This window comes from Citrobacter sp. wls710, assembly GCF_005281115.1.
Taxonomy (GTDB): domain Bacteria; phylum Pseudomonadota; class Gammaproteobacteria; order Enterobacterales; family Enterobacteriaceae; genus Citrobacter; species Citrobacter werkmanii.
On sequence record NZ_SZXD01000054.1, the window covers coordinates 1 to 14,094 of the forward strand.

Below are 14,094 nucleotides of genomic sequence, written 5' to 3' on the forward strand. Positions count from 1 at the left end.
GTTCGAGTCCCGTCCGTTCCGCCACTTATTAGAAAATTAAGCCTGCTACTAAGCAGGCTTAATGATAAAAAAATTTAGGGGCGTAGCTCAGTTGGTAGAGCACCGGTCTCCAAAACCGGGTGTCGCGAGTTCGAGTCTCTCCGCCCCTGCCAGAAACAATCCTTAGCATTCTTGCTAAGGATTTTTTTTATCTGCAATTTGAGCTATTCCTTTCTGCTGTATTACTTCTGGCATCCTTGCCAGTGCTTTCTAATCTTCCAGAATACTTGTTCTTAGCAGATCGCAAATAAGTGCATGCTTGTCGCTGTTTTGCAGCCAGACTGCATATAAAGGGCGTGACAGTGTTGTGCTGTCGGTAACCGTGTGTAGATCGTTTTTTGTTTTAGCCCAGTTAACGGGCAACCAACTAAAGCCCTTAAGGACAGAAAGTTGCTGCCTGGCCAGTTCTGCTGAACTGGTGGTCAGAACCGGCACTTCATCTCCCGCGATCAGTCCCGCTTCGTGTTGTTGAAAATCGGGTCCCCATTCCAGGCGTAGGTAATTCAGTTCATCTTTGGTTTGCGAAGGTGAACTGCAATAGAGCGCCAGCGTGAAATATCCCAACAGTTGGCTGCTAAATTCGTCCATTTTGGGCGTTTCGGTGGTGATCAGTAGATCAAGCTGTCGTTCATGTAGCTGCTTTACTAACGACTGTCGTTGAGCGATTCTCGCTTCAAACTGCAGGCTGGTTTGTGGCTCTTGTGACCGATACAAACGCCTCAACCAGTCATTAAGCATACATTCCCAAAGGGATGCGCTGGCACCAATTGAAAACTCGTTATGCCGCGAGGTATTCGCGACCTCCTTGCGTGCTGCTTGCCACGTATTCATCAGCGTTTCAGCGTAAGGTAATAATTTCTCACCCGCCGCGGTTAAACGGATATTGTTTCTGTGTCGGGTGAACAGATTTACACCCAATTGATTTTCCAGTTGTCTGATCCGAAAACTAACCGCTGATTGGGTCAGATAGAGCGCTTCAGCAGCCCTGCCAAAGTGGCGTGTCCGGCTAACCTCCAGGAAAGTTTTTAACAATTCCGTATCCACAACTCGCTCCATAAAATTATTTGTCGTGATGATTTAAATCTTTTGTTTGACGCTCTGTCAAGCGTAACTAATACTCCGCGCCATAAATAGCTCGGCCAAAGAATTAGGAGCGTGCAGGATGGCGGAAAGCTTTACGACGACTAATCGATATTTCGACAATAAATATTATCCCCGTGGATTCTCCCGTCATGGTGATTTCACCATTAAAGAAGCACAACTGCTTGAGCGTCACGGTTATGCTTTCAACGAGCTGGATCTGGGCAAACGTGAGCCGGTAACGGAAGAAGAAAAACTGTTTGTTGCGGTATGCCGTGGTGAACGTGAACCGGTTACCGAAGCTGAACGCGTGTGGTCTAAGTATATGACGCGTATTAAGCGTCCAAAACGTTTCCACACGCTGTCTGGTGGGAAACCTCAGGTGGAAGGTGCAGAAGACTACACCGAATCTGATGATTAATAAAAAAGGGCGAAAGCCCTTTTTTTATGTCAGTAGTTTCTGCAAATGAATGAGTAACCTGTCGATCGCCCTATACCCAATGGCCTCCTGCAAATGCTGACGGGTAATATGGTCACATTGCTCGAGATCCGCAATGGTTCGGGCGACCTTTATCAATCGCAGCCACGCGCGGATAGATAATCCGAGATGTGCCAATGCCTCTTCAAGCCACTGCGCATCATCACTGCGAAGTTGGCAATATTCATGTATATCCTGACTGCCCAGATGCGCGTTTAACTTATTTTGTCGCCGATACTGACGCTCTTGTGCGGCGATAACGCGTTGCTTCACCGTGGCGCTATCTTCCCCTTTCACTGCGCTCTGGCTGAGTATGCCGGGCGGAGGCAAAGGGATTTCGAGGGAGAGATCGAAACGGTCAAGAAACGGTCCTGATAATCGGTTGAGGTAACGCAGCGTTTGTTCTGGGGTGCAGCGGTTATGGTTCCCCTGATAATGACCCGTTGGGCTGGGATTCATTGCAGCAATGAGTTGAAAGCGCGCAGGGTAGGTTATTTTAGCCCGAGTGCGGGATAAATGGATTTGCCCGGACTCGATAGGTTCACGCAGGGCATCCAACGTGCGCCGCTCAAACTCAGGTAATTCGTCCAGAAATAGTATGCCGTTATGCGCCAGAGAGATCTCTCCCGGCGCAGGAATAGACCCACCGCCTACCATAGCGGTTAACGAGGCACTGTGATGCGGTGAGCGAAAAGGGCGCTGCTTCCACTGTTTTTGTATCGTAGCGGAATTGACCAGGCTGAGTATCGCAGCACTTTCCAGTGCCTCATCGTTGCTAAGAGGCGGAAGCAGCCCTCTGAGGCGACTGGCCAGCATGGTCTTTCCCGTCCCCGGTGGGCCGATAAGCAGCAGGTTGTGACCGCCAGCCGCAGTGAGCTCCAGCCCGCGTTTGCCTTGTTCCTGACCGATGACATCGCTCAGATCATCGGCTAATGGCTCTGGCGTGAAGTCTGCAGATAACGGTCTGTCTAAATCATGCTTCCCTTCGAGAAATGCGCATACGGACTGTAGGTGATCGGCAATCAGACATCCTTCACCATGTATTAGTCCGACTTCAGCGGCATTCTCTTTTGCGACAATAATTCTCCTGCCTGCGCGTATTGCTTCGGTTGCGCTTGAAATCGCTCCTGGAACGCCGCGTAGCGTGCCTGTAAGCGCTAATTCACCTACCAGCTCGTAGGTATCGAGATTATGGGCTGTAAGCTGCTCAGAAGCGGCCAGAAGCGCCACTGCGATAGGTAAATCATATCGTCCTCCTTCTTTGGGAAGATCGGCAGGAGCGAGGTTAATGGTTATCTTCTTGGCCGGGAATTCATAACCACTATTAATAATCGCACTACGAACCCGATCGCGAGCCTCTTTCACCGTAGTTTCTGGCAATCCCACCATGGTTAAACCAGGCAGACCATTGCTGATATGTACCTCAATGGTAATGGCTGGCGCATTCACGCCAAGCGCAGCGCGGGTGTGAACAATCGATAGTGACATAACCCCTCCTGATGAAGGCATTATGCGGCAATGTATCGCGGCAAGATTTAACTTGATTGCGGCTTTTAGATGCTGATTCACGTATTTTTTTGCAAATTAAATCTTTTGCATGAAACCAGGAATAACGCTCGCAAACGTATTTGTAAGGTGTCGCTGGGGGGGAGTGTGTGCTCAAGAGTGACCTGAAACGTGAAATATTTTCATTTTTTAATTTTTTATATAGAAAACAAGGCGATTTATCAAAACCGTTACCGGAGTCAGAAAAACGAATAAAAAAAATTCTTGTGTTATTTGTAAATTCTATGGTAACTCTTTAGGTATTCCTTCGAACAAGATGCAAGAAAATATAAAAATGACAGCCCTTCTACGAGTGATTAGCCTGGTCGTGATTAGCGTGGTGGTGATTATTATCCCACCGTGCGGGGCTGCACTTGGACGAGGAAAGGCTTAGAAAACAAGCCTTAACGAACTAAGACCCCCGCACCGAAAGGTCCGGGGGTTTTTTTTGACCTTAAAAACATACACGAGGAGCAGAAAGTGAATATCAGCATAAAATTCTGTTTCTCAAGATTTACGGCGGGGATGTAACTATGAATGGGGCACAGTGGGTGGTACATGCGTTGCGTGCACAAGGGGTTCAAACCGTCTTTGGTTATCCCGGTGGCGCAATCATGCCGGTTTATGATGCGTTATATGACGGCGGCGTAGAACACCTTTTGTGTCGACACGAGCAGGGCGCAGCGATGGCGGCGATTGGCTATGCCCGTGCGACCGGTAAAACCGGCGTGTGTATCGCCACTTCAGGCCCTGGTGCTACCAACCTGATCACCGGCCTTGCCGATGCCCTGTTAGATTCTGTTCCCGTTGTGGCGATCACCGGCCAGGTTGCATCACCTTTCATCGGAACGGATGCGTTCCAGGAAGTGGACGTTCTCGGTATGTCTCTGTCTTGCACCAAACACAGTTTCCTGGTGCAGTCACTGGAGGAACTGCCGCGCATCATGGCAGAAGCTTTCGACGTGGCGAACTCTGGTCGTCCGGGCCCCGTTCTGGTCGATATCCCGAAAGACATCCAGTTAGCCAGCGGTACGCTGGAACCGTATTTCACGACCGTCGGAAACGTAGAGACTATCCCGCATGCTGACGTTGAGCAGGCGCGTAAAATGCTGGCTCAGGCGCAAAAACCCATCCTGTACGTAGGTGGTGGCGTGGGTATGGCGCAGGCGGTATCTGCCCTGCGTGAGTTTATTGCGCTTACCCAAATGCCAGTTGCCTGCACGCTGAAAGGCCTGGGCGCAGTAAACGCTGACTACCCGTACTATTTGGGCATGCTGGGAATGCACGGTACTAAAGCGGCGAATTTCGCGGTGCAAGAAAGTGATTTACTGATCGCAGTGGGCGCACGTTTTGATGACCGGGTAACCGGCAAGCTGAATACTTTCGCTCCTAACGCCAGCGTTATCCATATGGATATCGACCCGGCGGAAATGAACAAACTGCGTCAGGCACACGTCGCGTTGCAGGGCGATTTAAATTCGCTGTTGCCGGCATTACAACAACCGCTGAAGATCGACGCATGGCGTCAGTCCTGTGCAGAGCTGCGCGCAGAACATGCCTGGCGTTATGATCATCCGGGTGACGCTATCTACGCGCCGCTGTTGTTAAAACAGCTGTCAGAACGCAAACCTGCAGATAGCGTGGTGACGACGGATGTTGGTCAGCATCAGATGTGGTCAGCACAGCATATGACCTATACCCGCCCGGAAAATTTCATCACCTCCAGCGGTTTGGGTACGATGGGCTTTGGCCTGCCTGCCGCCGTGGGTGCCCAGGTCGCGCGCCCGAACGATACGGTTATCTGTATCTCCGGTGACGGCTCTTTCATGATGAATGTGCAAGAGCTGGGCACCGTGAAGCGTAAGCAGTTACCGCTGAAGATAGTCTTACTCGACAACCAGCGCTTAGGCATGGTGCGACAATGGCAGCAACTGTTTTTCCAGGAACGTTATAGCGAAACCACCCTTACCGATAACCCCGATTTCCTCATGTTGGCCAGCGCCTTCGGCATACCTGGCCAGCACATCACTCGTAAAGACCAGGTTGAAGCGGCACTCGACACCATGCTGAACAGCGAGGGACCATACCTGCTTCATGTCTCAATCGACGAACTTGAGAATGTCTGGCCTCTGGTGCCGCCTGGCGCCAGCAACTCAGAAATGCTGGAGAAATTATCATGATGCATCATCAGGTCGCCGTTGAGGCTCGTTTCAATCCGGAAACGTTAGAACGTGTTTTACGCGTGGTACGCCATCGTGGTTTTCAGGTGTGCTCCATGAATATGGCAGCCGCCAGCGATGCGCAGAATATAAATATCGAATTGACCGTTGCCAGCCCCCGGTCGGTCGACTTACTGTTTAGTCAGTTAAGTAAGCTGGTAGACGTTGCACATGTTGCTATCTGCCAGAGCACAACCACATCACAACAAATCCGCGCCTGAGCGCAAAAGGAAGAAAAATGACGACGAAAAAAGCTGATTACATTTGGTCTAATGGCGAGATGATTCGTTGGGAAGACGCGAAGGTTCACGTGATGTCCCACGCTCTGCACTACGGTACTTCTGTATTTGAAGGCATCCGTTGCTACGATTCTCACAAAGGGCCGGTGGTGTTCCGTCATCGTGAACATATGCAGCGTCTGCGTGATTCAGCCAAGATCTACCGTTTTCCGGTCTCTCAGAGCGTTGATGAACTGATGGAAGCCTGCCGCGAAGTGATCCGCAAAAACAACCTGACCAGCGCCTATATTCGTCCGCTGGTATTTGTGGGCGATGTCGGGATGGGCGTTAACCCGCCAGCGGGCTACACCACTGATGTGATCATCGCCGCGTTCCCGTGGGGCGCATACCTCGGCGCAGAAGCGCTGGAACAAGGGATCGATGCGATGGTTTCTTCCTGGAACCGCGTTGCGCCGAACACCATCCCTACTGCTGCTAAAGCGGGCGGTAACTATCTGTCTTCGCTGCTGGTGGGTAGCGAAGCGCGTCGTCATGGTTATCAGGAAGGTATTGCGCTGGACGTGAATGGCTACATCTCCGAAGGTGCGGGTGAAAACCTGTTTGAAGTCAAAGATGGCATTCTGTTTACCCCGCCATTTACCTCTTCCGCGCTGCCGGGTATCACCCGTGATGCCATCATTAAACTGGCGAAAGATCTTGATATCGAAGTGCGTGAGCAGGTGCTGTCCCGTGAATCGCTGTACCTGGCCGACGAAGTGTTTATGTCCGGTACCGCGGCGGAAATCACGCCAGTACGCAGCGTCGATGGTATTCAGGTGGGCGAAGGCCGCTGCGGCCCGGTCACCAAACGCATCCAGCAGGCCTTCTTTGGCCTCTTCACCGGTGAAACGGAAGACAAATACGGCTGGTTGGATTCAGTAAACCAATAACAATATTAATATTTCCCTAAAATAATTCACGTTGCAGGAAGACGGCAACGCAGCAAGTCCCAGGAGCTTACTGTAGTAAGTGGCTGGGGTGAGCGAGGCAGCCAACGCACCTGCGGCGTGAAGTATGCAGGGGAAAGACAGACGGGAGTTAATCAAGCATGCCTAAGTATCGTTCAGCCACCACCACCCACGGCCGCAATATGGCGGGCGCCCGCGCACTGTGGCGCGCCACCGGGATGACCGACGCCGATTTCGGCAAGCCGATTATCGCTGTCGTGAACTCCTTTACCCAGTTCGTGCCGGGTCACGTCCACCTGCGCGATCTTGGTAAGCTGGTTGCCGAACAAATCGAAGCCTCAGGCGGCGTGGCGAAAGAGTTCAACACCATCGCGGTGGATGACGGTATCGCTATGGGCCACGGGGGCATGCTTTATTCACTGCCATCCCGAGAGCTGATCGCTGACTCCGTTGAGTACATGGTCAACGCCCACTGTGCCGACGCGATGGTCTGCATCTCCAACTGTGACAAAATCACCCCCGGGATGTTAATGGCCTCGCTGCGCCTGAATATTCCGGTGATCTTCGTTTCCGGTGGCCCGATGGAAGCCGGGAAAACCAAACTTTCCGACAAGATCATCAAGCTCGACCTGGTTGACGCGATGATTCAGGGCGCGGACCCGAAAGTCTCCGACTCGCAGAGTGAGCAGGTTGAACGTTCCGCCTGCCCAACCTGCGGCTCCTGCTCCGGGATGTTCACCGCCAACTCGATGAACTGTCTGACCGAAGCGCTGGGCCTGTCGCAGCCGGGCAACGGCTCGCTGCTGGCGACCCACGCTGACCGTAAAGAGCTGTTCCTCACCGCTGGTCAACGCATCGTTGAGCTGACCAAACGTTATTACGAGCAGGATGATGCTTCCGCGCTGCCGCGTAACATTGCCAGTAAAGCGGCGTTTGAGAACGCCATGACGCTGGATATCGCCATGGGCGGTTCCACCAACACGGTTCTGCATCTGCTGGCGGCGGCGCAGGAAGCGGAAATCGACTTCACCATGAGTGATATCGACAAGTTGTCCCGCAAGGTGCCGCAGCTGTGTAAAGTGGCGCCAAGCACGCAGAAATACCATATGGAAGACGTTCACCGCGCCGGCGGCGTCTTGGGTATTTTAGGCGAGCTGGATCGTGCTGGGCTGCTGAACCGCAACGTGAAAAACGTCCTTGGTCTCTCTCTGCCGCAGACGCTGGAACAGTACGACATCGCTGTCACCCAGGATGAAGCGGTCAAAAAAATGTTCCGCGCTGGTCCGGCGGGCATCCGCACCACCCAGGCGTTCTCGCAGGATTGCCGTTGGGATACGCTGGATGACGATCGCGCCGAAGGTTGTATTCGCTCGCTGGAGCACGCTTACAGCAAGGATGGCGGTCTGGCGGTACTGTACGGCAACTTCGCGGAAAATGGCTGTATCGTAAAAACCGCAGGTGTTGACGACAGCATTCTCAAATTTACCGGCCCGGCGAAAGTCTACGAAAGCCAGGACGAAGCGGTTGAAGCGATCCTCGGCGGTAAAGTGGTCGAAGGCGACGTGGTGGTGATTCGCTACGAAGGGCCGAAAGGCGGGCCGGGCATGCAGGAAATGCTCTACCCAACCACCTTCCTGAAATCGATGGGACTGGGTAAAGCCTGTGCGCTGATCACCGATGGTCGCTTCTCCGGCGGTACCTCCGGCCTGTCTATCGGCCACGTTTCCCCGGAAGCGGCGAGCGGCGGCAACATCGCGATCATCGAAGACGGCGACATGATCGCTATCGATATCCCGAATCGCGGTATTCAGCTTCAGCTGAGCGAGGCGGAAATCGCCGCCCGTCGTGAAGCCCAGGAAGCCCGCGGCGACCAGGCGTGGACGCCGAAAAACCGCGAGCGTCAGGTCTCCTTTGCCCTTCGTGCCTATGCCAGTCTGGCAACCAGCGCCGACAAAGGCGCGGTGCGCGATAAATCGAAACTGGGGGGTTAATGACCATGGCGGATTCACAACCCTTGTCCGGCGCCCCTGAGGGAGCCGAGTATCTCAGAGCGGTGCTGCGTGCGCCGGTTTACGAAGCGGCGCAGGTAACGCCGCTACAAAAAATGGAAAAACTCTCTTCGCGCCTCGACAACGTGATTCTGGTAAAGCGCGAAGACAGGCAACCTGTTCACAGCTTTAAGCTGCGCGGGGCCTACGCCATGATGGCGGGCCTGACTGAAGAGCAAAAAGCGCATGGCGTCATTACCGCATCTGCAGGTAATCACGCCCAGGGCGTGGCTTTCTCCTCTGCGCGATTAGGCGTGAAGGCACTGATTGTGATGCCGGTGGCGACCGCTGATATCAAAGTCGACGCCGTTCGCGGTTTCGGCGGTGAAGTGCTGTTGCACGGCGCGAATTTTGATGAAGCCAAAGCCAAAGCGATTGAGCTTTCCCAGCAGCAAGGTTTTACCTGGGTGCCGCCGTTCGATCATCCGATGGTGATTGCCGGGCAGGGCACGCTGGCGCTGGAATTGTTGCAGCAGGACGCCCACCTCGACCGCGTGTTTGTGCCGGTGGGTGGTGGCGGGTTAGCGGCGGGCGTGGCGGTGCTGATTAAACAGCTGATGCCGCAGATCAAAGTGATCGCCGTCGAAGCCGAAGATTCAGCCTGCCTGAAAGCGGCGCTGGATGCCGGTCATCCGGTGGATCTGCCACGCGTCGGTCTCTTTGCTGAAGGTGTCGCGGTAAAACGCATCGGCGATGAAACCTTCCGCCTGTGCCAGGAATATCTCGATGACATTATTACCGTCGATAGCGACGCTATCTGTGCGGCGATGAAAGACCTGTTTGAGGACGTGCGTGCGGTGGCAGAGCCTTCCGGGGCGCTGGCGCTGGCGGGGATGAAAAAATATATCGCCCAGCACAATATTCGCGGCGAACGTCTGGCGCATGTGCTGTCCGGTGCGAACGTGAACTTCCACGGTCTGCGCTACGTTTCCGAACGCTGCGAGCTGGGCGAACAACGCGAAGCGTTGCTGGCGGTGACGATCCCGGAAGAGAAGGGCAGCTTCCTGAAGTTCTGCCAGCTGCTGGGCGGGCGTTCGGTGACCGAGTTCAATTATCGCTTTGCTGACGCCAAAGATGCCTGCATCTTCGTGGGCGTGCGGCTGAGCCGCGGCGTTGAGGAGCGTAAGGAAATCCTTAGCCTACTCAAAGACGGCGGTTACAGCGTGGTGGATCTGTCAGACGATGAAATGGCCAAGCTGCACGTGCGCTATATGGTCGGCGGCCGTCCGTCTAAGCCGTTGCAAGAGCGCCTCTACAGCTTTGAGTTCCCGGAATCGCCGGGTGCGCTGCTGAAGTTCCTCTACACCCTGGGTACGCACTGGAATATTTCCCTGTTCCACTACCGTAGCCACGGTACCGACTATGGCCGTGTACTGGCGGCGTTTGAGCTGGGCGATAACGAACCGGACTTCGAAACCCGGCTCAACGAATTGGGGTATGAGTGCCACGACGAGACCAATAACCCGGCGTTCAGGTTCTTCCTTGCGGGCTAACGGCGGCCATAAAAAAAGGGTTCATGGAAACATGAACCCTTTTTTACATCTGAATCAGAGAATTACAGCGTGATGACTTCGAATTCGACTTCAGTGTTCACGTCCGCGTCGTAATCCACACCGTCGAGGGCAAAACCGAACAGGTTCAGGAATTCCTGCTTGTAACCTGCATAGTCAGTTTCTTGCGCCAGGTTTTCGGTGGTGATCAGCGGCCACAGGTCACGGCACGCCTGCTGAATATCGTCACGCAGTTCCCAGTCATCCATACGGATACGCTGGTTGTCATCCAGCGCCACTTTATCGCCGTACAGGCTGGTGGTCATCAGACGGTTGATCTGCTCGATACAACCTTCGTGAATCCCCTGTTCTTTCATCAGCTTGAAGACCATGGAAATGTACAGCGGCATCACAGGAATAGCAGAAGAGGCCTGGGTGATAACGGATTTCAGGACGGCAACGTTCGCGGAACCGTTGAGCGGTGCCAGCTGCTTACGTAGTTCGCCCGCCGCGCGGTCGAGGTCTTCTTTCGCTTTGCCCAGCGCGCCGTGCCAGTAGATTGGCCAGGTCAGGTCGGTACCGATGTAGGAGTAAGCCACGGTTTTCACGCCGTCAGCCAGCACGCCCGCTTCGCTCAGCGCGCCCATCCACAGTTCCCAGTCTTCGCCGCCCATAACGGTAACGGTGTTCTGAACTTCTTCTTCGGTGGCCGGCTCAATGCTGGCGGTGATGATCTGATCTTTGTTGGTATCAATCGCTTTAGAGGTGTAAACCTCGCCGATTGGCTTCAGCGCAGAACGGACGATTTCGCCGGTTTTCGGCATTTTACGCACCGGGGACGCCAGTGAGTAAACCACTAAATCAATCTGACCCAGGTCTTCTTTGATCAGTTTGATCACTTCGTCGCGGCACTCATCGGAGAACGCGTCGCCGTTGATGCTTTTGGAGTACAGGCCTTCACGCTTAGCAGCTTCATCGAAGGCGGCAGAGTTATACCAGCCCGCGGAACCAGGTTTGGTTTCCGTGCCCGGTTTTTCGAAAAATACGCCGATAGTGGCGGCACCGCTGCCAAAGGCGGCGGAAATTCTGGATGCCAGGCCGTAACCGGTGGAAGCACCGATCACCAGCACGCGGGAAGGGCCGTTCTCAATTTTCCCGTTTTGCTTAACGTACTCGATCTGTTTTTCCACATTGACTTTGCAGCCAGTCGGATGGGTCGTTGTACAGATGAATCCACGAATTTTTGGTTTGATTATCATAATGATGGCTAATTAAGTTTGTATTTTCGCTGTCAAGTGCGCAATGACACCGTCTGTTCTGGCTTGCTTAACGGCATGGTTAACAAGCCCCCCACATCTATTATGGCACGGGACATTATACAGAAAAGGAGTGCCAATACTGAATCTACCACTGATTTTAGGCCAGACGCTGGCGCTACTCGGCGATTTTGCGTTCCAGCACAATCTTCCAGAAGGCATCAATCAGCGGCTCATGCAGCCGCTTTTTCGGCGCGCAGACACCCAGTTCAAACGGCGTTTTTTCGTCGCTGCGCTCTAAAATCATCACGCGATTGCGCACCGGTTCCGGGCTGTTTTCCAGCACAACTTCCGGCAGCAGCGCCACGCCGCAGCCGAGCGCCACCATTGAGACCATCGCCTCATGACCGCCGACGGTGGCGTAAATCTGCGGGTTACTGATTTTGTGGCGACGGAACCACAGCTCAATGCGACGGCGTACCGGCCCCTGGTCGGCCATGATAAACGGCACCGTCGACCAGTCGGGCTTATCGACCGACACCTGATTGCGCACCGGGCAGGGCAGCGCCGGGGCAATCAGCACCACTGCCAGATTCTCCAGCATCGAAAACGCCACCGCACCGGGCAGCGTTTCCGGCTTACCGGCAATCGCCAGATCGGCCTCGCCGGTGACCACTTTGTCCATCGCATCGGCGGCGTCGCCGGTGGTGAGCTTAATTTCGACGGAGGGATGCTCGGCGCGGAAGCGGTCGAGGATCGGCGGCAGGTGGCTGTACGCCGCGGTCACCGAGCAGAAAATGTGCAGTTCACCAGAAAGTGATGGTCCTTGCTGATCGAGGGTGTGGCGCAGTTGCTGATACTGCAACAACGTTTGCTGGGCAAATACCCGCAGTTCTTCCCCTGCTTCGGTCAGTGTGACCGTGCGGTTATCACGCACAAACAGCGCCTGACCGAGGTCCTCTTCCAGCCGCTGAATTTGCCGGGAAAGCGTGGAGGGGCTGACGTGCATCGCCCGCGCGCTGCGGCCAAAGTGGCGGCTTTCCGCCAGATGCAGGAAGGTTTTCAGATCGCGTAAATCCACCGATTTCACCTCACGGCTTTACATTGCAGAAATTGCAACATGACGTTGTGAATATATCAATTTCCGCAATAAATTTCCTGTTGTAATGTGGATTCAATCTCGCAAATACAAATCTGCGAACCGAATAATAAGCACCACAACACAACATCACGGAGTACACCATCATGGCTAACTACTTTAATACACTGAATCTGCGCCAGCAGCTGGCGCAGCTGGGTAAATGCCGCTTTATGGGCCGCGACGAATTCGCCGACGGCGCGAGCTACCTTCAGGGTAAAAAAGTGGTCATCGTCGGCTGTGGCGCTCAGGGTCTGAACCAGGGCCTGAACATGCGTGACTCCGGTCTGGATATTTCCTATGCCCTGCGTAAAGAAGCAATCGCTGAGAAGCGTGCTTCCTGGCGTAAAGCGACCGAAAACGGCTTCAAAGTAGGCACCTACGAAGAGCTGATCCCGCAGGCGGACCTGGTGGTTAACCTGACGCCAGACAAACAGCACTCCGACGTGGTGCGTTCCGTACAGCCGCTGATGAAAGACGGTGCGGCGCTGGGCTACTCCCACGGCTTCAACATCGTCGAAGTGGGCGAGCAGATCCGTAAAGACATCACCGTGGTGATGGTGGCGCCGAAATGCCCGGGTACCGAAGTGCGTGAAGAGTACAAACGTGGTTTCGGTGTTCCGACGCTGATCGCCGTTCACCCGGAAAACGACCCGAAAGGCGAAGGCATGGCGATTGCTAAAGCCTGGGCAGCGGCCACCGGCGGTCACCGTGCGGGCGTACTGGAATCATCTTTCGTGGCGGAAGTGAAATCTGACCTGATGGGTGAGCAGACTATCCTGTGCGGTATGCTGCAGGCCGGTTCTCTGCTGTGCTTCGACAAGCTGGTGGCAGAAGGCACCGACCCGGCATACGCGGAAAAACTGATTCAGTTCGGCTGGGAAACCATCACCGAAGCGCTGAAGCAGGGCGGCATCACCCTGATGATGGACCGTCTGTCTAACCCGGCGAAGCTGCGTGCTTACGCGCTGTCCGAACAGCTGAAAGAGATTATGGCGCCGCTGTTCCAGAAACACATGGATGACATCATCTCCGGCGAATTCTCTTCCGGCATGATGGCAGACTGGGCCAACGACGATAAGAAACTGCTGACCTGGCGTGAAGAGACCGGTAAAACCGCGTTCGAAACCGCGCCGCAGTTTGAAGGTAAAATCGGCGAGCAGGAGTACTTCGATAAAGGCGTGCTGATGATTGCGATGGTGAAAGCGGGTGTTGAGCTGGCGTTCGAAACCATGGTCGATTCCGGCATCATCGAAGAGTCCGCTTACTATGAATCACTGCACGAACTGCCGCTGATCGCGAACACCATCGCCCGTAAGCGTCTGTACGAAATGAACGTGGTTATCTCCGATACCGCAGAATACGGTAACTACCTGTTCTCTTACGCTTGCGTACCGCTGCTGAAAGAGTTCATGACTACCCTGCAGACTGGCGACCTGGGCAAAGCGATTGCCGAAGGCGCGGTAGATAACGCGCAACTGCGCGACGTTAACGACGCCATTCGCGGTCATGCTATCGAGAAAGTGGGCCAGAAACTGCGTGGCTATATGACTGATATGAAACGTATTGCAGTCGCCGGATAAGCGTAGCGCCATCCGATAAAAAAGCCCGGTGT

The 14,094-nt window shown here is 54.2% G+C and carries 12 protein-coding genes and 1 tRNA gene; 9 read left to right on the forward strand and 4 right to left on the reverse strand.

Annotation, left to right across the window (positions count from 1 at the left end; translation table 11 throughout):
• Nucleotides 1-76: 76 nt before the first annotated feature.
• A tRNA-Trp gene (locus FDX14_RS21260) sits at nt 77-152 on the forward strand.
• Between the two features lie 97 nt (nt 153-249).
• On the opposite strand, the gene hdfR is transcribed toward FDX14_RS21260, so the two are convergent.
• Nucleotides 250-1,095, reverse strand: coding sequence for an HTH-type transcriptional regulator HdfR (gene hdfR / locus FDX14_RS21265; RefSeq protein ID WP_137350197.1), 846 nt, complete (start codon nt 1,093-1,095; stop codon nt 250-252).
• A 106-nt stretch (nt 1,096-1,201) separates the two neighbouring features.
• Between hdfR and maoP the strand changes: the two genes are divergently transcribed.
• Nucleotides 1,202-1,540, forward strand: a complete 339-nt coding sequence (gene maoP, locus FDX14_RS21270) for a macrodomain Ori organization protein MaoP (protein WP_003018025.1) — start codon at nt 1,202-1,204, stop codon at nt 1,538-1,540.
• Nucleotides 1,541-1,564: 24 nt separating this feature from the next.
• Here the strand turns inward: maoP and FDX14_RS21275 are convergent, their stop codons facing one another.
• Complete coding sequence (locus FDX14_RS21275) at nt 1,565-3,085, reverse strand: YifB family Mg chelatase-like AAA ATPase (RefSeq protein WP_061381063.1); 1,521 nt, start codon at nt 3,083-3,085, stop codon at nt 1,565-1,567.
• Between the two features lie 352 nt (nt 3,086-3,437).
• Here FDX14_RS21275 and ilvL point away from each other — a divergent pair, with 352 nt between their 5' ends.
• The 6 genes from ilvL to ilvA all read left to right on the forward strand — a co-directional run bounded on the left by ilvL (nt 3,438) and on the right by ilvA (nt 10,088).
• Nucleotides 3,438-3,536: an ilv operon leader peptide gene (gene ilvL, locus FDX14_RS21280; RefSeq protein WP_001311244.1), complete on the forward strand. Its 99-nt coding sequence runs from the start codon at nt 3,438-3,440 to the stop codon at nt 3,534-3,536.
• Between the two features lie 139 nt (nt 3,537-3,675).
• The gene (ilvG, locus tag FDX14_RS21285; RefSeq protein ID WP_042314090.1) at nt 3,676-5,322 is read left to right on the forward strand and encodes an acetolactate synthase 2 catalytic subunit; all 1,647 of its coding nucleotides are present in this window, start codon (nt 3,676-3,678) and stop codon (nt 5,320-5,322) included.
• On the forward strand, nt 5,319-5,582 hold the full coding sequence (gene ilvM / locus FDX14_RS21290; RefSeq protein WP_006686038.1) for an acetolactate synthase 2 small subunit: 264 nt from the start codon (nt 5,319-5,321) through the stop codon (nt 5,580-5,582). Before ilvG ends, ilvM begins: the two co-directional genes overlap by 4 nt.
• Before the next feature lie 17 nt (nt 5,583-5,599).
• Entirely contained in the window at nt 5,600-6,529 is a 930-nt protein-coding gene (locus tag FDX14_RS21295) for a branched-chain amino acid transaminase (RefSeq protein WP_003829030.1), read from the forward strand.
• 158 nt (nt 6,530-6,687) lie between these two features.
• Entirely contained in the window at nt 6,688-8,538 is a 1,851-nt protein-coding gene (ilvD, locus tag FDX14_RS21300) for a dihydroxy-acid dehydratase (protein ID WP_042314084.1), read from the forward strand.
• Nucleotides 8,539-8,543: 5 nt separating this feature from the next.
• Nucleotides 8,544-10,088 carry a threonine ammonia-lyase, biosynthetic gene (gene ilvA / locus FDX14_RS21305; protein WP_042314101.1) on the forward strand — a complete coding sequence of 515 codons (1,545 nt, stop codon included), beginning with the start codon at nt 8,544-8,546 and terminating at the stop codon, nt 10,086-10,088.
• A 62-nt stretch (nt 10,089-10,150) separates the two neighbouring features.
• Here ilvA and fabV read toward each other — a convergent pair whose 3' ends face one another.
• Complete coding sequence (gene fabV / locus FDX14_RS21310; protein WP_042314082.1) at nt 10,151-11,344, reverse strand: enoyl-ACP reductase FabV; 1,194 nt, start codon at nt 11,342-11,344, stop codon at nt 10,151-10,153.
• Nucleotides 11,345-11,519: 175 nt separating this feature from the next.
• Nucleotides 11,520-12,422 (reverse strand): HTH-type transcriptional activator IlvY, encoded by a 903-nt coding sequence (gene ilvY, locus FDX14_RS21315; protein ID WP_038634600.1) that lies wholly within the window; start codon nt 12,420-12,422, stop codon nt 11,520-11,522.
• Between the two features lie 164 nt (nt 12,423-12,586).
• Between ilvY and ilvC the strand changes: the two genes are divergently transcribed.
• Nucleotides 12,587-14,062 (forward strand): ketol-acid reductoisomerase, encoded by a 1,476-nt coding sequence (ilvC, locus tag FDX14_RS21320; RefSeq protein ID WP_001726996.1) that lies wholly within the window; start codon nt 12,587-12,589, stop codon nt 14,060-14,062.
• The last annotated feature ends 32 nt before the right edge of the window (nt 14,063-14,094 follow it).

What these genes read in the sequence shown, in the direction of transcription:
- hdfR (WP_137350197.1), bottom strand. Translation starts at nt 1,095, where the DNA reads ATGGAGCGAGTTGTGGATACGGAATTGTTAAAAACTTTCCTGGAGGTT.
- ilvM (WP_006686038.1), top strand. Translation starts at nt 5,319, where the DNA reads ATGATGCATCATCAGGTCGCCGTTGAGGCTCGTTTCAATCCGGAAACG.
- maoP (WP_003018025.1), top strand. Translation starts at nt 1,202, where the DNA reads ATGGCGGAAAGCTTTACGACGACTAATCGATATTTCGACAATAAATAT.
- FDX14_RS21275 (WP_061381063.1), bottom strand. Translation starts at nt 3,085, where the DNA reads ATGTCACTATCGATTGTTCACACCCGCGCTGCGCTTGGCGTGAATGCG.
- ilvA (WP_042314101.1), top strand. Translation starts at nt 8,544, where the DNA reads ATGGCGGATTCACAACCCTTGTCCGGCGCCCCTGAGGGAGCCGAGTAT.
- fabV (WP_042314082.1), bottom strand. Translation starts at nt 11,344, where the DNA reads ATGATAATCAAACCAAAAATTCGTGGATTCATCTGTACAACGACCCAT.
- ilvG (WP_042314090.1), top strand. Translation starts at nt 3,676, where the DNA reads ATGAATGGGGCACAGTGGGTGGTACATGCGTTGCGTGCACAAGGGGTT.
- FDX14_RS21295 (WP_003829030.1), top strand. Translation starts at nt 5,600, where the DNA reads ATGACGACGAAAAAAGCTGATTACATTTGGTCTAATGGCGAGATGATT.
- ilvD (WP_042314084.1), top strand. Translation starts at nt 6,688, where the DNA reads ATGCCTAAGTATCGTTCAGCCACCACCACCCACGGCCGCAATATGGCG.
- ilvL (WP_001311244.1), top strand. Translation starts at nt 3,438, where the DNA reads ATGACAGCCCTTCTACGAGTGATTAGCCTGGTCGTGATTAGCGTGGTG.
- ilvC (WP_001726996.1), top strand. Translation starts at nt 12,587, where the DNA reads ATGGCTAACTACTTTAATACACTGAATCTGCGCCAGCAGCTGGCGCAG.